At 62.8% G+C, this 19,148-nt stretch carries 23 protein-coding genes and 2 tRNA genes; 4 read left to right on the forward strand and 21 right to left on the reverse strand.

Features of this window, described 5'->3' with window-relative positions; genetic code table 11:
- Positions 1–181: 181 nt before the first annotated feature.
- From EN853_RS07155 to EN853_RS07200, 10 genes are all read right to left on the reverse strand, one after another.
- Positions 182–257: transfer RNA gene (locus EN853_RS07155), tRNA-Phe, on the reverse strand.
- A gap of 164 nt (positions 258–421) precedes the next feature.
- Positions 422–643, reverse strand: a complete 222-nt coding sequence (yacG, locus tag EN853_RS07160) for a DNA gyrase inhibitor YacG (protein ID WP_127858850.1) — start codon at positions 641–643, stop codon at positions 422–424.
- Positions 644–656: 13 nt separating this feature from the next.
- Entirely contained in the window at positions 657–1,283 is a 627-nt protein-coding gene (locus tag EN853_RS07165; protein ID WP_127858851.1) for a Maf-like protein, read from the reverse strand.
- Between the two features lie 19 nt (positions 1,284–1,302).
- On the reverse strand, positions 1,303–1,521 hold the full coding sequence (gene infA / locus EN853_RS07170) for a translation initiation factor IF-1 (RefSeq protein WP_006200926.1): 219 nt from the start codon (positions 1,519–1,521) through the stop codon (positions 1,303–1,305).
- Positions 1,522–1,608: 87 nt separating this feature from the next.
- On the reverse strand, positions 1,609–2,061 hold the full coding sequence (locus EN853_RS07175; RefSeq protein ID WP_281061489.1) for a low molecular weight phosphatase family protein: 453 nt from the start codon (positions 2,059–2,061) through the stop codon (positions 1,609–1,611).
- A 100-nt stretch (positions 2,062–2,161) separates the two neighbouring features.
- Positions 2,162–2,647: a UPF0262 family protein gene (locus tag EN853_RS07180; RefSeq protein ID WP_059187621.1), complete on the reverse strand. Its 486-nt coding sequence runs from the start codon at positions 2,645–2,647 to the stop codon at positions 2,162–2,164.
- A gap of 2 nt (positions 2,648–2,649) precedes the next feature.
- On the reverse strand, positions 2,650–3,942 hold the full coding sequence (gene hisD, locus EN853_RS07185; RefSeq protein ID WP_127858852.1) for a histidinol dehydrogenase: 1,293 nt from the start codon (positions 3,940–3,942) through the stop codon (positions 2,650–2,652).
- 6 nt (positions 3,943–3,948) lie between these two features.
- Complete coding sequence (locus tag EN853_RS07190) at positions 3,949–4,383, reverse strand: DUF2948 family protein (RefSeq protein ID WP_127858853.1); 435 nt, start codon at positions 4,381–4,383, stop codon at positions 3,949–3,951.
- 194 nt (positions 4,384–4,577) lie between these two features.
- Positions 4,578–5,870 carry a UDP-N-acetylglucosamine 1-carboxyvinyltransferase gene (gene murA / locus EN853_RS07195; RefSeq protein WP_127858854.1) on the reverse strand — a complete coding sequence of 431 codons (1,293 nt, stop codon included), beginning with the start codon at positions 5,868–5,870 and terminating at the stop codon, positions 4,578–4,580.
- Positions 5,871–6,012: 142 nt separating this feature from the next.
- Positions 6,013–6,189 (reverse strand): hypothetical protein, encoded by a 177-nt coding sequence (locus tag EN853_RS07200; protein ID WP_189343865.1) that lies wholly within the window; start codon positions 6,187–6,189, stop codon positions 6,013–6,015.
- A gap of 168 nt (positions 6,190–6,357) precedes the next feature.
- Between EN853_RS07200 and EN853_RS07205 the strand changes: the two genes are divergently transcribed.
- A tRNA-Thr gene (locus tag EN853_RS07205) sits at positions 6,358–6,432 on the forward strand.
- A 343-nt stretch (positions 6,433–6,775) separates the two neighbouring features.
- Here the strand turns inward: EN853_RS07205 and EN853_RS07210 are convergent.
- Both EN853_RS07210 and EN853_RS07215 read right to left on the reverse strand, forming a co-directional pair.
- The gene (locus EN853_RS07210; protein WP_127858856.1) at positions 6,776–7,123 is read right to left on the reverse strand and encodes a hypothetical protein; all 348 of its coding nucleotides are present in this window, start codon (positions 7,121–7,123) and stop codon (positions 6,776–6,778) included.
- Positions 7,120–7,860, reverse strand: a complete 741-nt coding sequence (locus EN853_RS07215; RefSeq protein ID WP_189343866.1) for a hypothetical protein — start codon at positions 7,858–7,860, stop codon at positions 7,120–7,122. The genes EN853_RS07210 and EN853_RS07215 overlap by 4 nt, the downstream gene beginning before the upstream one ends.
- A gap of 167 nt (positions 7,861–8,027) precedes the next feature.
- Between EN853_RS07215 and EN853_RS07220 the strand changes: the two genes are divergently transcribed.
- On the forward strand, positions 8,028–8,243 hold the full coding sequence (locus EN853_RS07220; protein WP_245516861.1) for a helix-turn-helix domain-containing protein: 216 nt from the start codon (positions 8,028–8,030) through the stop codon (positions 8,241–8,243).
- 138 nt (positions 8,244–8,381) lie between these two features.
- Positions 8,382–9,839, forward strand: coding sequence for an NAD-dependent succinate-semialdehyde dehydrogenase (locus tag EN853_RS07225; protein ID WP_189343870.1), 1,458 nt, complete (start codon positions 8,382–8,384; stop codon positions 9,837–9,839).
- 36 nt (positions 9,840–9,875) lie between these two features.
- Here the strand turns inward: EN853_RS07225 and EN853_RS07230 are convergent, their stop codons facing one another.
- Positions 9,876–10,622 (reverse strand): GGDEF domain-containing protein, encoded by a 747-nt coding sequence (locus tag EN853_RS07230; RefSeq protein WP_245516841.1) that lies wholly within the window; start codon positions 10,620–10,622, stop codon positions 9,876–9,878.
- A gap of 265 nt (positions 10,623–10,887) precedes the next feature.
- Complete coding sequence (locus EN853_RS07235; RefSeq protein WP_245516864.1) at positions 10,888–11,583, reverse strand: thermonuclease family protein; 696 nt, start codon at positions 11,581–11,583, stop codon at positions 10,888–10,890.
- 139 nt (positions 11,584–11,722) lie between these two features.
- Between EN853_RS07235 and EN853_RS07240 the strand changes: the two genes are divergently transcribed.
- Positions 11,723–12,259 carry a hypothetical protein gene (locus tag EN853_RS07240; RefSeq protein ID WP_127858861.1) on the forward strand — a complete coding sequence of 179 codons (537 nt, stop codon included), beginning with the start codon at positions 11,723–11,725 and terminating at the stop codon, positions 12,257–12,259.
- A 43-nt stretch (positions 12,260–12,302) separates the two neighbouring features.
- Here EN853_RS07240 and EN853_RS07245 read toward each other — a convergent pair whose 3' ends face one another.
- The 7 genes from EN853_RS07245 to EN853_RS07280 form a co-directional block, all read right to left on the reverse strand.
- On the reverse strand, positions 12,303–12,857 hold the full coding sequence (locus tag EN853_RS07245) for a hypothetical protein (RefSeq protein WP_348631562.1): 555 nt from the start codon (positions 12,855–12,857) through the stop codon (positions 12,303–12,305).
- A 2-nt stretch (positions 12,858–12,859) separates the two neighbouring features.
- On the reverse strand, positions 12,860–13,423 hold the full coding sequence (locus EN853_RS07250; RefSeq protein ID WP_127858863.1) for a L,D-transpeptidase: 564 nt from the start codon (positions 13,421–13,423) through the stop codon (positions 12,860–12,862).
- 55 nt (positions 13,424–13,478) lie between these two features.
- Entirely contained in the window at positions 13,479–14,642 is a 1,164-nt protein-coding gene (locus EN853_RS07255) for an AAA family ATPase (protein WP_127858864.1), read from the reverse strand.
- Positions 14,639–15,235, reverse strand: a complete 597-nt coding sequence (locus EN853_RS07260) for a TadE/TadG family type IV pilus assembly protein (RefSeq protein WP_245516842.1) — start codon at positions 15,233–15,235, stop codon at positions 14,639–14,641. The genes EN853_RS07255 and EN853_RS07260 overlap by 4 nt, the downstream gene beginning before the upstream one ends.
- A 41-nt stretch (positions 15,236–15,276) precedes the next feature.
- A complete protein-coding gene (locus EN853_RS07265) occupies positions 15,277–15,816 on the reverse strand; it encodes a TadE/TadG family type IV pilus assembly protein (protein WP_245516843.1) in 540 nt (179 codons plus the stop codon).
- Positions 15,817–15,821: 5 nt separating this feature from the next.
- Positions 15,822–17,399: a pilus assembly protein TadG-related protein gene (locus tag EN853_RS07270; RefSeq protein ID WP_348631563.1), complete on the reverse strand. Its 1,578-nt coding sequence runs from the start codon at positions 17,397–17,399 to the stop codon at positions 15,822–15,824.
- A 293-nt stretch (positions 17,400–17,692) separates the two neighbouring features.
- The gene (locus tag EN853_RS07280) at positions 17,693–19,135 is read right to left on the reverse strand and encodes a type II and III secretion system protein family protein (protein WP_127858868.1); all 1,443 of its coding nucleotides are present in this window, start codon (positions 19,133–19,135) and stop codon (positions 17,693–17,695) included.
- Positions 19,136–19,148 lie beyond the last annotated feature (13 nt).

Here is a 19,148-nt window from a genome sequence, read left to right on the forward strand (position 1 = left end):
GCCATTCGCCGGACTGCCGCCAGCTTGAAGTCGCGGTTGAACCGCCGCCTAGGATCGTCCCTTCTCATCAGTCCTCCTAACGGAGAACTGTTACCCGTTTTCTGTCTCAAAATCGGGGTGCACTACACCATGTCTCCGGTATAAACTGTAACCGATGTCTCCGGGCCGGACAGGAAAGTGATGGTGCCCAGAGGCGGATTCGAACCACCGACACGCGGATTTTCAGTCCGCTGCTCTACCAACTGAGCTATCTGGGCCTGCGCCGGCTAACGGGATCGCCCGCCGGGTTTCACCGGAGCGCCGGGCGGCACCCCTTGAAAGCGCGTGGGTTATAGCACGGGAATTCGGCCTGTCCAGCGCTTAGCTGTCGATTTCGTCAGGAAAGAAAAATCGCCGGGAAATGGCCGATTGCCGCTCGCGCTCACGGCTCGTCCTTGGGCGAGGGGCCTTGTTTCGCGCCCTCGTCTTCGTCCTCCTCGCCGTCGCGGCCGGGGATGACATAGGCGCCCTTCAGCCAGCGATTAAGGTCGATGTCCTTGCAGCGCGCCGAGCAGAACGGATAGTGCTCACGCACGGAAGGCTTGCCGCATTCGGGGCAAGGCCGCTTCGGGCGAAGCGGCGTCACCTTTTCGTCAAGACTCATGGATCATCCGTGTTCATGGCCGCGAAGCGTGCCAGTTCCGGTGCGCCTTGAACCCTTCGCCGGAAAGCAGCGCCACGCTCTCATAGAGCGGCAGGCCGACCACATTGGTGTAGGAGCCGACCAGCTTGACGACGAAGGAGCCGGCGAGCCCCTGCACGGCATAGCCGCCGGCCTTGCCGCGCCATTCGCCCGACGCGACATAGGCGTCGATCTCCTCGCGCGGCAGCCGCTTGAAGCGGACCCTGGTCTCCACCAGCCGCAAACGCTGCTTGCCGCCCGGCGTGATCAGGCAGATGCCGGAATAGACCCGGTGCGAGCGGCCGGAGAGCAGGCCGAGGCAGTTGACGGCGTCGTCGATCGTCTCGGCCTTGGGCAGGATGCGCCGCCCGACTGCCACCACCGTGTCGGCGGCGAGCACGAAGGCCGGCGCATAGTCTTCCTCGCTCTTCAGCGAGGCGAGCGCCTTCTCTGCCTTTTCCTTGGAGAGGCGCTTGGCCAGCGAGCGCGGATGCTCGGCGCGCAGCGGCGTCTCGTCGACATCGGCGGGCAGCACGCGGTCCGGCTCGATGCCGGCCTGCTGCAACAGCTCGATGCGGCGCGGCGAACCCGAGGCAAGCACCAGCTTCTGCAGAATGCTCATCGCGGTTTGCGCCGGGCTGTTACTTGAAGCGATAGGTGATGCGGCCCTTGGTCAGGTCGTAAGGCGTCATCTCGACCAGGACCTTGTCGCCGGTCAGCACGCGGATGCGGTTCTTGCGCATGCGGCCGGCCGTGTGGGCGATGATCTCGTGTTCGTTTTCGAGCTTCACCCGGAACATCGCGTTGGGCAGCAGTTCCGTGACCACACCTGGAAACTCGAGGACTTCTTCCTTCGGCATTCGATACCTTTGCTTGGATTGCGGTTCCGGCGGCCGGCCGGAATTTGCGGCGGAACCTATATGATAATCGCCCGCTTGTGAACATGCTTAATCCGCCGCGTTCTTTGCTTCCGGAAGCGAAAAACGTCGGCTTATGCGCGATTTCAGCCGCTCGCGCACGTCGCGATAGGCGGCCATGATGTGCTCGCGCGTGCCGCCGGTGTCGGTCGGATCGGGCATCGGCCAGTATTCGACCTCGACGGCGAGCGAGCGGGTGAGCTCCAGCGCGACGTGGTGCGCTTCCGGCGCCAGCGTCACGATCAAGTCGAAATAATCGTCTTCCAGCTCGTCCAGCGTTCTCGGCTGCCGCTCGCCGAGCGTCAGACCCTCTTCGGCAAGCACGGCGTCGACGAAGGGGTCGCGCTCGCCGCGGCGCACGCCGGCCGAGGCGACGAAGGTGGTGGCAGGCAATAGGCGCCGTGCCAGCTGTTCCGCCATCGGCGAGCGCACGGCGTTCATGCCGCAGACAAACAGGATCGAATGCGGTAACGCGGCCAGCACTAGAGCATGATCCCGAAAAGTGGGTACCGGCTTTCGGAGAAGATCATGCTCCAACAAAGAGTTAGATCAGGTTGGCGATTCAACGAAACGTCATCCTGATCTAGCCCCGCCAATGCAGCACGCAGACCAGCGTGAACAGCCGGCGCGCCGTGTCGAAATCGATCTCGATCTTGCCGGCGAGCCGGTCCATCAGCGTCTGCGAGCCTTCATTGTGCAGGCCGCGCCGGCCCATGTCGATCGCCTCGATGTGGCTGGGCGTCGAGGAGCGGATGGCCTCGTAATAGCTTTCGCAGATCAGATAGTAGTCCTTGACGATGCGCCGCAGCGGCGTCAGTGACAGGATGTGGGTGACCACGTCGGCGCCATCCTCGCGGCTGACGGCGAACACCAGCCGCTGCTCGGCCAGCGACAGCTTCAGCCGATACGGACCGGCGCCATCGTCGTTGACCGGCCGGAAACTGTTTTCCTCGATCAGGTCGAAGATCGCCACCGCCCGCTCATGCTCGACATCGGGCGTCGAACGGCCAATCGATTCGTCGAGCTCGACGTCGATCAGCCTGTGGCGGTTTTGGTGGTGGCCGGACATCGCTACATGTTCAGCCTGATCGCCACGGAGCGTGCGTGCGCGTCGAGCCCTTCCGCCTTGGCAAGCGCGATCGCCGCCGGCGCCAGCGCCTTGAGCTGATCCGGCCCGAGCTTCAGGATCGACGTGCGCTTGACGAAATCGAGCACGGACAGGCCGGACGAAAAGCGCGCCGAGCGCGCCGTCGGCAGCACATGGTTGGAGCCGCCGACATAGTCGCCGATCACTTCCGGCGTGTGCCGGCCGAGAAACACGGCGCCTGCATTGCGCATCCTGGCAAGGAAGCCCTCGGCATCGTCGAAAGCGAGCTCGACATGCTCGGCGGCGATCCGGTCGACCAGGGGCAGCGAGGCTTCGATCGTCGGCACGAGGATCACGGCGCCGAAGTCGCGCCAGCTCGCCGCAGCCGTCTCGGCGCGGGGCAAGGTCTTCAACTGGCGCTCGACCGCTTGTTCGACCTCTTTGCCGAACTCGGCATTGTCGGTGATCAGGATCGACTGCGCCGACGCGTCATGCTCGGCCTGGGCAAGCAGATCGGCGGCGAGCCAGTCCGGATCGTTCTCGGCGTCGGCCACGACCAGAACTTCCGACGGCCCGGCGATCATGTCGATGCCGACGGTGCCGAACACCTGGCGTTTGGCCGCCGCGACATAGGCATTGCCCGGCCCGACGATCTTGGCGACCGGCCGGATCGTCTCCGTGCCGTAGGCGAGCGCGGCCACCGCTTGAGCGCCGCCGACGCGGTAGATCTCGGAAACGCCGGCGAGATCCGCCGCGACCAGCACTAGGGGATTGATGACGCCGCCCGACGCCGGCACGACGATCACGATGCGCTCGACGCCGGCGACCTTCGCCGGCACCGCGTTCATCAGCACCGAGCTCGGATAGCTCGCCGTGCCCCCGGGCACATAGAGCCCGACGGCCTCGATCGCCGTCCAGCGCGAGCCGAGCTCGACGCCGGCGGCGTCCGTGTAGCGGTCGTCCTTCGGCTTCTGCCGCTCGTGATGGGAGCGGATGCGGTCGCGCGCGAATTTGAGCGCCTCGACCGTGGCGGGGTCGGCCGCTGCATAGGCTTTGGCGATATCGTCCCTGGAGACGGCGATGCCTAGCTTGCCGAGATCGGCCTTGTCGAATTTGAGCGTGTAGTCGATAAGCGCCTTGTCGCCCTCGGCGCGCACGCGCGCGATGATGTCGCGCACCACGGCCTCGACGTCGGCCGAGGTCTCGCGCTTGGTCGAAAGAAAGGCGGTGAAACGCTGCTCGAAACCGGCATCCTGCTGGCTAAGCGTTATGGCCATTGCGCTCTAGCCCCTGTGCATGGGTCGCGAGGTGGCTTCCCAGGAACCGCCGATATCGGCGAGCCGCGCCTCGATGCACTCGACGTCGAGCATGATCGTGCCGCCTCCAGAAAACACCAGCTCGATGATGCCGGCCGGCTTGCTGATCGCCACGAAGCTGATCGCCAGCAGCGAAAGCACCTCGTCCGGCCTGTCGCGTGCGATGCCGCTGGTCTTGGCCCCGAGCACGCGGTCGAAATGCAAAACACTCTGCCGCCGCTCATTGTGCTGGCGCAAGAAGCCTGATTTCGCCTCCCAGACGAAACGGTTCATGGTCAGCACGAAGCGCTTGGTCGCCGGCAGGTATTCGAGGTCGGAAACCTTCATCACGGCGTCCTGGACGTGAGCCGAGACGATGCTCAGATCCTGGTCGTCGAGCGCGATGAGCTTGAGAGCGGCCATGCGGAATGCGTACCTGAACGTTGAAAACTCAAAGTTCTGTTAGAGCATGATCCCTAAAAGTGGAAACCGGTTTTCGGCAAAGATCATGCTCAAACAAAAAACTAGAGCCTGTTTCGCCCCGATTTGATCAGGACAAACAGGCTCTAGTGGGTCTTTCCGCTCTGCGCAACCGACGCGCGGCTACACCGGCTCCTTTAGCCCGAAATCCGCTCGATCACCGCGCCGCAGCCGGAGAGCTTCTCTTCCAGCCGCTCGAAGCCGCGGTCGAGGTGGTAGACGCGGTTGACGGTGGTCTCGCCTTCGGCGGCGAGGCCGGCGATGACCAGCGACACCGAGGCGCGCAGGTCGGTCGCCATGACAGGCGCGCCTTTCAGCTTGGCGACGCCGTCGACGATCGCCGTCTGGCCGGAAAGGGTGATGTGGGCGCCGAGGCGGGCAAGCTCCTGCACATGCATGAAGCGGTTCTCGAAGATCGTCTCGGTGATGCGCGACTTGCCCTTGGCCATCGTCATCAGGCCCATGAACTGCGCCTGCAGGTCGGTCGGGAAGGCCGGGAAGGGCGCGGTCGTCACGTCGACCGGCGCAATGCCGGCGCCGTTGCGCCTGACGCGGATGCCCTCGTTGGTGGCTGTAATCTCGGCGCCCGTCTCGACAAGAACGTCGAGCGCGGTCTGCAGCAGGTCGGGCCTGGCGCCTTCGAGCACGACGTCGCCGCCGGTCATCGCCACCGCCATGGCATAGGTGCCGGTCTCGATGCGGTCGGGGATGACCCGCACCCGCGCCCCGGACAGCGCCTCGACGCCTTCGATGGTGATGGTGGAGGTGCCGGCGCCGTGGATCTTGGCGCCCATGGCGATCAGGCATTCGGCGAGGTTGACGATCTCCGGCTCGCGGGCGGCGTTCTCCAGCACCGTCTCGCCCTTGGCGAGCGCGGCCGCCATCATCAGCACATGGGTGGCGCCGACCGACACTTTGGGGAAAACGTAGCGGTTGCCGACGAGGCGGCCGTTCTTGGTCTTGGCGACGACATAGCCGTTGTCGACGTCGAGCTCGGCGCCCAGCACCTGCAGGCCCTCGAGGAACAGGTCGACCGGCCGCGTGCCGATGGCGCAGCCGCCGGGCAGCGATACCTTGGCCTCGCCCATGCGGGCAAGCAGCGGGCCGATCACCCAGAAGGAGGCGCGCATCTTGGAGACCAGCTCGTAGGGCGCGGTGGTGTCGACGATGTTGCGGGCGGAGAAATTGATGGTGCGCGAATAGCCTTGCTGCTGCTTCTCGCGCCGGCCGTTGACCGAATAGTCGACGCCGTGGTTGCCGAGGATGCGGATCAATTGCTCGACGTCGGCCAGATGCGGCACGTTTTCCAAGGTCAGCGTGTCGTCGGTGAGCAGCGAGGCGATCATCAGCGGCAGCGCCGCGTTCTTAGCGCCCGAGATCGGAATGCTTCCGGCAAGCTTATTGCCGCCGACAATTCTGATGCGATCCATGAGAGAACGTCCCCTCGGCCCGGACGGGCCGCCTTCAATCGGTTGAGTATGTCCGGCTCTAGACCATTGGCCGGCTTGGTTCAAGAAATAGGATTTCCCCACCTGTGGACCAAGTGTGGTCGGCCAGTGTGGCTGATTTGGGTTACTTTTCTTGCATTTTTCCAGCAGACGGCAGCCCCTCCGGCCGCTGATCGGCATCGCCGGCGTGCCGGGAGCGCGCCTGCGCCTTGCGTTTCTGCAAGTTGGCGCGCAACGCTTCGGCAAGCCGGTCCTTGCGCTCCTCGCCGCTCCTTTTCGGTGGTTTTGCCTTGTCGTTCATGGTCCCGTTTCGGCCGGCAATCAGCCGGCGGCCTTTCCGGCATGGCGGCATTGCGGCGCGGCCATGTCATGAAAGGCCATCAAGGGCAGCTTTCACGGCTGCGTCAATGGTTGCATTTCTTGGCCTTGCGCTTGCCGGTTCGTTATGGCAGAAGCGCCGCCATCGCAGGCTGCGGTAGCTCAGTGGTAGAGCACTCCCTTGGTAAGGGAGAGGTCGAGAGTTCAATCCTCTCTCGCAGCACCAGCGTTCTCCGAAGCAGCATCAAAAACTTAGAGTTTTCCGTGGCTTCCGCCTGTGCAGACTGTTGTGGGAATGTGCTCTGGTATGGCGGGAATTCGGTGGAGAATGCGGGGTGGACACGCGGGACTTGCGTTCTCGTATTTGTGCAGCTGTTGAAGACTGATGCCTATCGATCGGGCAAGCTGGGCTTGCGAGACATCCGAATGGACGCGAACCGTTGCGATCTGTCTACCGACATGCTGGTCAGCGGTGTGTGGATTGCCTTTAGTTTCAGGTCTTGCCCGCGCCTGGAAAAGGCAGGGCGCTTCGCTTCTAACTTTGCCTTTTGATGTCGCATCTGATGGCATCAATGAAAGGAATACTGCTGAGCGCCTTCCATTATGCCTTGCAGGTCTGAATTGGATGAGCCGGCCTGGAGATGCATAAACACTTCAAACCAAAAGCGATACTCCAGCGCTTCTCCCTCACAGTGCGCCGAAAGAGCGGACCAGGCCACAACCGTTGCAGCCTCGTCGGGCCACAATGCTTTTGCCACCTCGACAGCTTCAGCGACTGACCACTGGCCGAGCAGCGCGGCCGCCTTATTCACGGTTGAGCTGAAGGACGTCAGGCGGGCATCGGATGAACCTGCCTCGTCACCACAACCGGGAACAGATTTGATGACGATCTGGGATGCGTCGGTGCGCTTTTTCATGCCGCTCCTCCGTCACTACCAGGCGCAACAGAGAAGCCTATCTCTTCCCGCCTTCGGCGAGTTTGCCGCTGACGGATTTCGTCGGGAAACACTTGCTCGGGCACCACCTCCTTGCCGATGCGGATCAGGTCATCGCGCGCTGAACGAATCTGTGGCCAGGGAAATTCGGCATCGTCTTCCGAAGACTCTCCTTCCATCAGCGCGGCATCAAGCTTGGCTGCCACACCGGTAAGGGAAGTGGCGGGGGTTTCGGACAATACCTCGAGCAGGTCCTCCGCTCGGTCGCCAGCCTCGCGCTCCGCACGCAATGTCGCCGAATAGCAAATTTCCCTGTCTGCGGCATCCCAGCGCACCTGATGAGCGGCTAAGTCGGCCTCAGCCTTCTCGCGCTTTGCCATGTCTTCCGGACCAAGATCGAGCACTTCGTGAAGCGCCTGAAGGGAATGCAGCGTTACGCTCTCGCCGTCGCGCAGCAGGATGGTCGCGTTGGGAAAGCCAATGGTTTCGACGAGTTTTTGCTCCAGGCGCTGCTGCTGACGGCACAGCTGTTCAGTCTGCCGGTGAGCCGCCTGCCATTTGCGCCACACCGCCACCGCAGGATCGGGGGACTGGTCCTTTTCCAAATCGTTGCTGGCATACGCTTTCGGCCGCCATCCCGCCATTGCGAATGCCGTTCCCGCAAGTACCCTCCTGCGGGTGACGAGAGGCAAAGTCGTGTTATTGTCGGAATCACCCATGATCCGAGCTCCCAGAAGCTTAGGTTGTGGTCAGGCTAGGCACGGTGCGCTAACACCGCGTCTAGCCGCACCCCGGACCAGAGAAAGGCCCAAGGGTATCGCTGATACCTTTGGATTATAACGGAATGATCTAAAGGGATCAATAGAAATTGATAACTGCGGCACAAATGCGGGCGGCCCGAGCGTTGATCGGTCTCTCACAAGCGGACGTTGCACGCCGAGCAGGCGTCTCTATTCCAACAGTCAAACGTTGTGAGAGCGGCAGCGAGCGTGCTCCGATGGTGTCTGCTGAAACCCAAGACAAGGTCCGTGCTGCTCTTGAGGCCGAGGGCGTGGAATTCACCAACGGCAATCAGCCGGGCGTCAGATTGCGGCGACCGTGACCGACTAATCCTGAGTGGGTCTACCGCCGTCTGTCCCAGGCCCTATGAAAAGCCGCAGGCGTGCGGAATACACGTTGGCGCCATCAATACACGTCAACTTCTTTGAGGAGGAAACCGGTATTGCCCCTGTGCCTGCCGATGACCCGCCATTTGAAAGCCTCAGACCGCTTTGCCGCGATCGACCGTGTGCCAGCGCTTGGCATGCAACTTAGTGGGCGTACGTTCGAGGTTTTCAATCCGTCGACCGGCGAACTGCTGGCGGAACTTCCCGACATGGGCGTCGAGGAGACGCGCGCAGCGATCGACAAGGCCTATGTCGCACAAGCCGGATGGGCAGGGCTGACCGCCCGCGAGCGCAGCGAAATGCTGTGGCAGTGGCATCAGCTCATCGTCACCCACACCGACGACCTCGCGGCGATCCTCACCGCGGAGATGGGCAAGCCGCTCGCCGAAGCCAAATCGGAGGTCGCTCATGCCGCCGCCTATCTGCAATGGTACGCCGAGGAAGCCAATCGCATCTACGGCGAGACGATCTCGGCGCCGTCGACGGACCGCCGCATGCTGGTGATCAAGCAGCCCATCGGTGTCGTCGGCACGATCACGCCCTGGAACTTTCCCGCATCGATGGTGGCGCGCAAGATCTCGCCGGCGCTGGCGGCGGGCTGCGCCATCGTGCTGAAGCCTGCCGAGCAGACGCCGCTTGTCGCGGGCGCAATGTTCGCCCTTGCGGCCGAAGCCGGTTTTCCTGACGGTGTCGTGAACCTTGTCTACGCCTCCGAGGGCGCTGCGGTGGGGCGTGAGCTCTGCCACAATCCCAAAGTGCGCAAGATCAGCTTCACCGGATCGACCGAGGTCGGGCGCCTGTTGATGCGCCAGTGCTCGGATCAGATCAAGAAGGTCAGCCTCGAGCTCGGCGGCAACGCGCCGTTCATCGTCTTCGACGACGCCGACATCGACGCTGCCGTGGACGGGGCGATCCAGGCGAAGTTCCGCAATGCTGGCCAGACCTGCGTTTCCGCGAACCGCCTTTACGTCCAGTCGGGCGTTCACGACGAGTTCGTCGACAAATTCGTCGAACGGGTTCGCCAGCTTCAGGTCGGTGACGGTTTCGATCCGGGCGTCGCCATCGGCCCGCTCATCGACAGCCAGGCGCTCGCCAAGATCGAATCCCACATCGCCGATGCCGTGGGAAAAGGCGGCGCGATCCGCTGCGGCGGAGCCCGGATTGGCAGAAACGGCACATTCTTCCAGCCGACGGTCCTTACCGATATCGCCAGCGCAATGGCTGTGGCACAGGAGGAGACATTCGGGCCGCTGGCTCCGGTCATCCGCTTCGAGGATGGGGATCAGGTCGTGCGTGAGGCCAATGACACGATCTACGGCCTCGCCGCCTATTTCTATGCCTCGAACCTGAAGCGCGTCTGGCGTGTGGCGGAGGCTCTGGAATATGGCATGGTCGGCATCAACACCGGACGCATGTCCTCGGAAGCCGCGCCTTTCGGCGGCGTGAAGCAATCCGGCATCGGGCGGGAGGGCTCCCGCCATGGCCTCGAGGACTACCTTGAGATGAAGTATCTCTGCATGGGCGGCATCTGAGGCATAAAGCGACCGGTCCCGATTCCGCTCGCCGGTTCAGTTGCGGATATGCGACAACGCCATGTCAGCGTCGTCCTGGACCTCCAGCAGGAGTTCCTCCGCTGACCGGAACATGTCCTCGAACGCCAGTTCATGCTCGAAGACAACGCCGCCGACGCGGATGGCAAGCACGTCCTTGTCGCCTTTCGGCGCGAAATAGATCTGCCCGACCGCCGCTCGAACCCGTTCCCCGATCTCCTTGGCGTCCTGCTTCGTCGCGCCGGGGAGGAAAACGCCGAACATTGAGTTTCCGAGCCGGCCGATCAGATCGTCCTTGCGCACCGAGGATCGGATAGCTGAGGCGATGAGCCGCAAGGCTTCGTCGCCCCAGCCGAGGCCGAAGCGCAGGTTGATCGATGCAAGATGTTCCGGGTGGATGATAAGAAATGCGCCGGAACGCGGGCCGGACGGTCTTGCCGCCCTTCTGTCGACCATTGACGTGAACACGGCCCCGTTGAGGCAGCCGGTCAGGCGGTCGTAGGTGCCGGACCTTGTGAGTTCCTGCCGGTAGCGGCGGAGCTCGGCCTCTCTCCAGCCGAGCAAGGCAAAAAGCGGCAGGCCGATGATGATGGGCAGAGCCGTCGCGGTGACGACGCTGCGGCCGAACGGCGTCAACGCGTCGCTGAGCAGGAGCAGATAGTTCAGGCCGAGCGACAGACCGACGCAGCCGGCGGTGCCCAAAAGGGACAGCCAAACGACGCGTTTCCATGCCCTGGCCGGCGCGGTCTGTGTTTCTATGCTCACTGGCCAATCTCCCGTTGGACGCATTGGCTTAAAGGCGGTGTGTTACGATTTCAGTCTCAGCGAAGCCTACAATTTGAAGGAAATCAGCGTCTTTCTCCGTCGGCTATGTTGGATGCGCCTCTTGCCAGCGCTCTCGCCCTCCCTTCGAGCGTCTGATTCGGTCGCTAAATACAGGTCAGCGTTTGGTAGGACCGCTGAAATTTTTAGACTATTCCGTTTTTACGCAATTTCGCCGGAAAGTCGTTACGCACTGTCCTGGAATGCCCTATTGCGGCGGCCCGAAGACGCCCATCTCGGCACTTCTGGCCACGGATTCGGCCTTGCCGTAGATGCCCGAAGGTGAAGCCATGGCCCAGCCATTGGCAACCAGCCAGGCGCCGACGTCCTGCTTGCCGAGCATGCAGGGCGCGGCGATGGTGAAGCGGTCGCCATCGGGCGGCAGGACGCATTTGAGCGCCCGGCCGCGCAGCCAGGCGTTGAAGGCGGCGCGGGCGCGCTGGCCACAGGGCCAGACCGCATCGCCGAACGCACAGGTCCTGGCGGGGTCGATATCGACGGCCCCGCTGATGACGATCTTGCGCCCCATGGCTTCGAAGGTCGCCGACGAGGTGGCTACCGGGCGATAAAGCAGCGTCGCACGCCAGTCCAGCGGCATCGGCGTCTTCGGCCGCGAGGCGAGGCCAAGCTCGCCGAGCGGAGGGCGGGCCTCGATGCGCTCGATGCCAGACGCGTCGACCGGCGGCGGCGCGATGAGGTCGTCGGCGACCCTGCGCGCCGGCTGGCCTGGCCGCATGTCGTGAATGACGGCGTGAGGAGAGGGCCGCGCCTCGCCGGCGTCCTCAGCTGGGGGATGGGACGGGAGGTCGGGCGGCAGCCAGCGGCTGGACGCGGCGATCAGCAGCGCACCTGCGGCCAGCCCGAGGCTGCCGAGCGCCGCGGCAAGCCGGCCTGTCGGTTTCACCTCGCTCAAAGCGCGCCTCGTCGTTTCACCCCGATCATACATTAGGCGACGGCGACATTGCTTGAAAAGCAAGGCGTTGCGTTAAGCCTCGCGCAACCAATGCGGCCTACATTCGAGCATCGGACGTCGAGGGGATGACATGACGCGCAAGCCGATACTGCTGTTTGCCTTCCCAGCCCTCATCCTGTTCCTGCTGGCGGCGGAGCGGATAGCGGCGTTCCTTCTCGGATTCTATCCGGCAAGCCCCGCCATGTGGCATGCCTGGCTCGAACTGCGCCCTTATTCGACGATGTTCTGGCAACAGGTGAATTTCTATCTCGGCGGGTCGATCGCGCTCGACACAGCTATCATCCTCGTCGCGTCGGCCGCCTGCTGGATGGTCTGCCATGCGAAGAGATCCGCCGGCTTCTTCCTCGCCAACCATGCCGCCCTGCTGTTCGCCGGGCTGATGATCGCGGCCGGCAGCCATTCGGAAACGGCGAGCACGATCGCCACCTTCACCGCGCCGCGCGGCCTTCAATTCTCGCTGATGATCGACTTCAGCTGGAAGAACAGCCTGGTGCTGTGCCTCGGTCTCGCGGCCTGCGCCTATTGCCATGTCGCCTTCCTGCGCGAGGCGAAGCTGCGCGCGGAGGCCCGCGCCGTCCGCGTCCTAGCGCTGCGGCACGATCTTTAAGCTGTCCTGATCGAACTGCCTTCCGTTGTCGCCCGGAGCGGCATCAGTTGATCTTCTTGTAGTAGACCTTGCCGTCCGGCTGCTGGATGCGCTGATAGGATGGATTAGGCCCAGGCGGCGAGACCTTGCGCTTGAACGCCGGCGAGGCGTCCGCGGACTCCGGCCCGGCGGGGTTTTCAACCGCTGACGCATCCGCCACGGTCGTGCCGGCGAAACTTGGCTCTGGCGCCCGCGGCATCTCGGCCTCGGTGGCGACGGGCTGGCCCTGCTCCAGACGGGCGATATTGCCGTTGATCTGGCCGAAGCTCGTCTGCAACTGCCGGTCCAGCGTCTCGAACCGGCTCTGGAAGCCGTTGTTGACGGTATCGATGCGAGCGCCGATCCGTTGCTCAAACTGGCCGAGCTGGTCCAGGCGTGCCTCCATTGTCCGAAGATCGTTGACCCCGCGATAGAGATAGACGGCGGCTGTCACGTTCACGAACGTGACGAGCGCCGCGCCAACCGCCACGACGCCGATCATACTTGCACGGCTCGGTTTGCCCGGGGCAGCTTCCTTTTCACCAAGGTCGATTGCCGGGATGTCCGGCTCGCTGATCATCGTCATTCAACCACCACCTTTGCGCCCACCGCGACGCGCCTGAAGAGATCGATAACATCCGTGTTCGTCAATCTAAAGCATCCGGACGTGCCGTCGAAGCCGACACCCTTGGGATCGTTGGTGCCATGGATGCGATAGAGCGTGTCGCGGCCGTCGCGCGCCAGATACAGCGCCCTGGCGCCGAGCGGATTGTAGGGACCGGCCGGCACCATCGCCGGCAGTTCGGGCCGGCGCGCGCGCATCTCCTTGGGCGGGCGCCACTCCGGCCATTCGGTCTTGGCCGCAACTTTGACGGTCCCGGTCCAGCCGAAGCCGTCGCGGCCGACGCTGATCTGGTAGCGCAGCGCCTGGCCCTTGCTTGCGACCAGATAGAGCGCCTTCTCGTTTTTGCGGATGATGATCGTTCCCGGCTGCTCGCCGGTCTGGAAGGCAACCGTCTTGCGCAGGCTGGGGCCCATGGCGGGAAGCGGCGGCAGCCCCGATCCGGCTTCCGCGAAACCGCCGGCCGACATCGACGCGATGCCGATCAGGCAGGCGCCGGCAAGGCGTGTCGCCATCCGCCGCATTTGCCTTGCCGCAATTCCGGGCGGAAAACTGCTGCACACTTTTCCTAGAATTGCTCTAGCGCTGGGCATTGTCCAGCCGCTCCTTGAACATGCGCTTCAAGTCCTTGTTGAAGCGGGCCCGCCCGTCCACCTCGGAGGGCAGGATAGCGCGGTTCAGTGCGTCTGCAAGCAGCGCATTGTCCAGCGCCAGCGACTTGATGTGCGGCGCCTTGAAGATCTTCTCCAGCTCGCTGCGCGAGAAGTGGTTGCCAAACCATTTGCGCTTGTGCTTGTTGGCGACCAGCGTGATCGAGACGCTGTTGCCGCGCAATTCGCGGATCTTCTTGTAGAGCCGCTTGCCCTGCCTGAGCGAGGCGACGTTGAGCTCGAAGACGATGAAGATCTCGTCGCTCGTGCGCAGCACCGATTCGTGCCATGGCGTCTCGATGTTCGGCAGGTCGATGACGATGTCGTCGAAGCGGTAGGCGACGAGGTCGAGCAGCCGGAAGACGAAATCGGCGCCGTGCGGCTCGAACGGCAATTGCGGCCGCTCGAAGGAATAGAGCGTGAGGCCGGACGGCCGCGACAGCTTGATGACGTCCATCAGCTCGACATCGAGCCGTTCCGGCTGGCCGATGATGCCGGCGAGGTCGAACTGGTTGAACTGGTTGAGATAGGCGCCGCAATTGGCGCTCTGGAAGTCGAGGTCGACGAGGCAGGTCGAGGCCGCCCGCTCGGCCGACTTCGAGGCCAGATGCTCCGCCGCCGAGATCGCCAGCGTCGTGGCGCCGGCGCCGCCGCTGGCGGCGATGAAGGTGACGATGCGGCTTTTCGTGCCTTGGCTGCCGGTGTCGTGGAAGGTGACGGCGTTGAGCAGCTCCTTGGGGTCGAGCGGCTTGTGCAGCCAATCGGAAGCGTTCATGCGCACCAGCACGCGCGTCTGCTCCGACGTCAGCTCGCCCGAGACGGCGATCAGCGGCACCGAAGCCCAGGCCGAGCGCGCCTCGACGAGCGCATTGTTGCCGAGCAGCTCGCCATTGCCGAGATCGAGGATGATGATGCCCGGCCGCGCATCGACCGGCGGCCCCTTGAGGAACTCGGCCGCTTCCGAAATCTTGACGTCGTAGATCGCCAGCGCGTCGAGCCGCGTCGTCACATCGTGCCTGAAATTCGGATCGGACGAAAACAACGCAACCTGCTTGCGCTTTGTAGGCAGGACTCTGGTGTCGATGGCGTTCATGGCGACGTACTCTTTAAATCTTCACCCGTTACCGTACTCAGCATGGAAGGCACTGTCATATTTCCGAACCCGAACCCGCCCAGGAAGAAGAACTGGAAGGTCATGTTCTGCAGGCTGACGGTGATCGTCGGCACCGGACCGCCCAGACGCGTCTGGTAGCCGAGTCCCGTGGCAGTGTAGGTCACCACGACGTTCCTGCGCTGCAGGCCCGGGAAGAAGTGGCACATGCCTGGCCGCTGGTTGATGGTGGGGTCCGGGCAGGCATCGTCATTGGTAATTGCGGTGTCGCCACGGAAGACGCGGCTGAAGGCAGCTGCGCTGAAAGCGCCGCTGTTGGAACAGGTGCCGGTGCCGCCGCTGGTATAGGTGCACGCAAACGGGCCGTAGGCGCCGGCAACCACCGGCGCGCCCGGGGTCGAGGTTGGGGCGGCGGTCGTAAGCGCGCCCGCGACCGGGTCGGAAACAGCGGCGAGCCTGGCGCCAACCTGCACAGCCTTGGTCGCGGCATTCCACTGGAAGAAAGCATACCCGAAGTCGACGAAGCCGAGAGTGAGCATAAGCAGCAGCGTCATGGAGATGGCCATTTCGACCATCGTCGCTCCGTCTTCCGACTTTATGAATCGCTTCAGCATCATCAAAATCGGATCAACCGCTCCTGATGGCTGGCGGAAAGTGTGATGCTGGTAATGTTGAGTAGGGACAGAAATCCAACACTGTCGCGAGTGACATAGGGGTAGGTGGCAGACGCCGTGACGATGCAGACCTGCGAGGTCGTCGAGAGGTAGAGGACGGTACCGGTGCCGGGATCGATCGCGTTTCTGCAATTTGCCGGGTCGGCGATGCTGATCGTCACGTCCGATGTCCGCCAATCGCGGACACGTGCCGGTGGTGCCCCTGCCACATTGCCGAACACGGCAATGTTCCTGGCGGTATTGGCGCAGTCGATCGTGAGGCCCGCATCCGTATAGAGCTGGCTGTTGCAGCGGGCGGCGAACCGCGCGCCGTCTTCGAGGCCGGCTTCTATCAGAAGCTTGTCGTGGATGAGGTTGCCGAATTCGAACACACCCGCCGACAGGAGGAACATCAATGGGGCGACGACCGCCATCTCGACCAGCACAGTGCCGCGCTCGTCACGGCGAAAACGTCTGAGGGTGCGGGACAGCAACTTCGCCATGGCCATCACCGATAGAGCTGCGGTTCGTCGCGCAGGAAGTTGTCGAGCGTTCCTGCGCCGCCGCGGCCAGTGATGTCGACAAGCTCGACAAAGACCGACCCGCCTTCCGAAGCTCCAGGGACAGGCTCAGTCAGGAAGAAACTGGCAAACGCCTCGACGGGAAGATTGGTGCTGTTGCCGTTCAGATCGTTGCCCGCCGCCTGCAGCGCTTGGCAGTTGAGGATCGCTCCATAAAGCAGCCTGCGATCGACAGAAGTGACTGGCGGCTGGCAGGAGCTCGGCGGTGTCCCCACTTCACCACCGGTCGATGCGCTTCCAACTAGATTGTTCGCGATCTCGTATTTGTAGACCTGGTAGCGCGTCGGCTTGGTTGTGTCCCAAGAGGACGGATAGCTTGCGGCGCCGAAATTGGTGCTCCAGTAGCTGGACAAGTTCCAGTTGCCGTCACCCATTCGTCCGCCCATATAGGGGGTGGTTGCGTCGCGAGGCAGGCCCATGTTGCCGGGCGCGTTGAACGTCAGCTGATTGTAGTTCGGGCACTGGTTTCCGTTGCCATTCGTCGACGCACCCTTCCGGACGTTCGCGGCCGGGCCGTATTCGGCGCTGTTGAACGCATTGCCACTGGCGTTGATCCCAAAACGCACGTTAAAGGCGTCTTGAACCGGGCCGGTATTCTGGCCAGTCTTTGTGCTCACTCCCTGCGCGGAATAGCAGCCTAGAGGCCTTGATGTCGCGATGGTCTGGGCCAGCGCCTGGGCGCCATTGCCAACATCATCCGGCGGCGCCAGGAAACCGAAATTGCCCGGGCCATAGGCGGCATTGTTTCCCACCATGCGCAACTCGATCAAGCGACGATGGATCGCCGGATCCGACACTGCCTGCTCAAGGGTCGCACCACCCGCTGTATTGGTGCCGTTCACTATCTCATATGGATTGCACATAAATACCGGCGTGTAGTTGCAGACGCCGGAAGTAAAGCCGGCAACCGATTCGGTACCGAGGCTATAGCGACTGTTAGCCGAGTTACCGCCAGAGATAAATGATATCGGGAATAGCGCAGTAATTGCTTCCGGTTCTGCTTTCACTTGAATGAATCTGGTCACGGCCTCCGACGCTGCGTAGTTGGCCGATGTAATCGGATCGGAGTCGTTGGTCGGAATACTTGCAAGAAAGCACCAAGATACCTGTCCTCTCGCCCGGCAGGCGGCAAAAGTCGGGTCTACTGTGACGCTCCCGTTTCCGGTGGTCAGCGCCACGGTTCCGCCATCGGAGAACCGCGTGCTGTTGGCAATGAGGTTGTCCAAAGCGTTCTGCGCGCGCGTCCAGGCGCCCGACCTTCCGTTCAGCTCGGCCGCGGCTGCCAAAGCCAGGGCGTCGGTACCTTTTTGCAGATCGTTATGGAGGTTGTTAACCCGGCTCCCATCGATCGCCAGCAGCGAAAAACCGATAATCGCCGGCAACATAATGCTAACCAGGATAAGCGCTATTCCCCTTTGATCGTGCCAAAACGCGCGAATAACTCGCAACATGGCCCTACCCTCTACCCCTTCATGCCAGGCCTCGTATGCCCGACACAGCCGCATCCCTTCGCTCAGTTCATTGTGTGCTCGTGCCCGCCGGGCCGACGTTGACTGTCATGTTGGTTGTTGGTGGCGGGGGTGGCGGAACTTTGTACCTCTGTATGACGCCGACCGACCGCGCCCCGTCCCCCTCGATCTTCGTATTGTTGGAAGCCGGGTTGTATGGGTCGACCGTCTGCAGCAGCTGGTTGGCCTTCTGCGAGTCGCCCGAGGCCAACGTCATAGTGTCGTAGTTGTTCAAATAGTCCGCCGCGCAGCCTGCAAGCAGGCCGGAACCGAGAAGGACGAGCAGAAGCTTATTTCTTGACATAGACCAGCTTGTCCTTCGATTTCACATCCAGCATGTGGCCATAAGGGCCGGTGACACCGTCGCCATGCTCATACTTCCTGATCATGTCCTTGCTGACTTCGAGCTGGCCGAGCAGCATGAGTTCCGGGTCGTTGGCGGGCCGCGTCTTGTCGAATGGCGTTGCCAGTTGCTCGCCGGGCTTCACCGGCCGCACCAGATGCGGCGTGACGATGACGACGAGTTCCGTCTCTTCCTTCTGCGTGCTCGAATTGTGGAACAGCGCGCCGATGATCGGCACCTGGCCGAGCCACGGCACCTGCTCCTGCAGCCTGGTGTTCTTGCTGGAGAGCAGACCGCCGACGGCAAAGCTCTGGCCGTCGCGCAGGTCGACTGTGGTCGCCAGCTTGCGGTTGGTGAAGATCGGATCGCCGGCGGGGGTGAAGCCGGTCAGGTCGCTAACCTCCGGCGCCAGCTTGATATGGATCTTGCCATCGTCGAGCACGACCGGCGTGAAGTTGAGATTGACGCCGAACTGCTTGAACTGGATTTCGATTTCGCCCTGGCTGTTGACGCTACGGATGGGCACTTCGCCGCCGGCGTTGAAGCTGGCGGTCTCACCGGAAACCGTGGTGAGGTTCGGTTCCGCCAAAAGGCGCACGACGCCTTTCTGCTCAAGCGCTTCAATAATCAGGTCGACCTTGATGTTACTGTCAATGACGCGGGTGATCAGTGCGCCGAACGGGCTGGCATTGGAAAGCAGACCGCTTAAGAGATCGCCTGGCCCGAGCACCACGCCATTCTTGTCGACCGCGGCAACGCCCGTTCCAGTACGCGTCGTGCCACTGCCGTTCGTACTTTTGATCGAAACTCCGAGATCGCGATCGGCATTGCGCTTGGCCTCCAGGACGCGCACCGACAGATTGACCTGCTCGCTGTCATCGATGGTGACGGCGTTGATGATGGCGTCAGGGCCATATTGCTGCGTGACCTCCACGATTGAGGCCAGTGTCGCTGCGTCCTTGACATGGCCGGAAAGCCTAACCTTGCCGTTGATCGAACCGATCTCGATGCGCGCCTTCGGCGCCACCTGGCGAATGGCTACCGCCATGTCGCTGACATCCTGGCCGACCTCGATCTGGATGGCGCCCAGCGAGCGCTTGTCCTCGGAAAACAAGTTGACCGTGGTGGTGCCGACGCTCTTGCCGATGATGTAGAGCGTCTTGTCCGTCATCGGCTGCGCATCGGCGATCTTTTCGTCGCCGACGACGATATCGCCCAGCGTGGCGTTGACCTGGATCGTGGCGGATTGAGAAACGGGCACGAAAACGCGGTGCAGCGACGGGCTCGACACATCAATGAAGCGGTCAGCCGCGTGAACCGCGGAGGTCAAAGGCCACAACCAGGACAACGCCAGAGCAACTGCCGCAAGTGGCCGCCAGAACTTACGCATCTACTCTTACCCC

The organism is Mesorhizobium sp. M1C.F.Ca.ET.210.01.1.1 (assembly GCF_004791585.1).
Lineage (GTDB): Bacteria > Pseudomonadota > Alphaproteobacteria > Rhizobiales > Rhizobiaceae > Mesorhizobium.

Excerpts from the sequence above, each read along its gene's own strand:
- yacG (WP_127858850.1), bottom strand. The coding sequence starts at position 643 with ATGAGTCTTGACGAAAAGGTGACGCCGCTTCGCCCGAAGCGGCCTTGC.
- EN853_RS07225 (WP_189343870.1), top strand. The coding sequence starts at position 8,382 with ATGACCCGCCATTTGAAAGCCTCAGACCGCTTTGCCGCGATCGACCGT.
- EN853_RS07260 (WP_245516842.1), bottom strand. The coding sequence starts at position 15,235 with ATGGTCGAAATGGCCATCTCCATGACGCTGCTGCTTATGCTCACTCTC.
- murA (WP_127858854.1), bottom strand. The coding sequence starts at position 5,870 with ATGGATCGCATCAGAATTGTCGGCGGCAATAAGCTTGCCGGAAGCATT.
- EN853_RS07165 (WP_127858851.1), bottom strand. The coding sequence starts at position 1,283 with ATGAGCATTCTGCAGAAGCTGGTGCTTGCCTCGGGTTCGCCGCGCCGC.
- hisD (WP_127858852.1), bottom strand. The coding sequence starts at position 3,942 with ATGGCCATAACGCTTAGCCAGCAGGATGCCGGTTTCGAGCAGCGTTTC.
- EN853_RS07245 (WP_348631562.1), bottom strand. The coding sequence starts at position 12,857 with ATGATCAGCGAGCCGGACATCCCGGCAATCGACCTTGGTGAAAAGGAA.
- EN853_RS07255 (WP_127858864.1), bottom strand. The coding sequence starts at position 14,642 with ATGAACGCCATCGACACCAGAGTCCTGCCTACAAAGCGCAAGCAGGTT.
- EN853_RS07180 (WP_059187621.1), bottom strand. The coding sequence starts at position 2,647 with ATGTCCGGCCACCACCAAAACCGCCACAGGCTGATCGACGTCGAGCTC.
- EN853_RS07240 (WP_127858861.1), top strand. The coding sequence starts at position 11,723 with ATGACGCGCAAGCCGATACTGCTGTTTGCCTTCCCAGCCCTCATCCTG.
- EN853_RS07200 (WP_189343865.1), bottom strand. The coding sequence starts at position 6,189 with ATGAACGACAAGGCAAAACCACCGAAAAGGAGCGGCGAGGAGCGCAAG.
- EN853_RS07270 (WP_348631563.1), bottom strand. The coding sequence starts at position 17,399 with ATGCGGCTGTGTCGGGCATACGAGGCCTGGCATGAAGGGGTAGAGGGT.
- infA (WP_006200926.1), bottom strand. The coding sequence starts at position 1,521 with ATGCCGAAGGAAGAAGTCCTCGAGTTTCCAGGTGTGGTCACGGAACTG.
- EN853_RS07210 (WP_127858856.1), bottom strand. The coding sequence starts at position 7,123 with ATGAAAAAGCGCACCGACGCATCCCAGATCGTCATCAAATCTGTTCCC.
- EN853_RS07280 (WP_127858868.1), bottom strand. The coding sequence starts at position 19,135 with ATGCGTAAGTTCTGGCGGCCACTTGCGGCAGTTGCTCTGGCGTTGTCC.
- EN853_RS07265 (WP_245516843.1), bottom strand. The coding sequence starts at position 15,816 with ATGGCGAAGTTGCTGTCCCGCACCCTCAGACGTTTTCGCCGTGACGAG.
- EN853_RS07190 (WP_127858853.1), bottom strand. The coding sequence starts at position 4,383 with ATGGCCGCTCTCAAGCTCATCGCGCTCGACGACCAGGATCTGAGCATC.
- EN853_RS07215 (WP_189343866.1), bottom strand. The coding sequence starts at position 7,860 with ATGGGTGATTCCGACAATAACACGACTTTGCCTCTCGTCACCCGCAGG.
- EN853_RS07250 (WP_127858863.1), bottom strand. The coding sequence starts at position 13,423 with ATGCGGCGGATGGCGACACGCCTTGCCGGCGCCTGCCTGATCGGCATC.
- EN853_RS07220 (WP_245516861.1), top strand. The coding sequence starts at position 8,028 with ATGCGGGCGGCCCGAGCGTTGATCGGTCTCTCACAAGCGGACGTTGCA.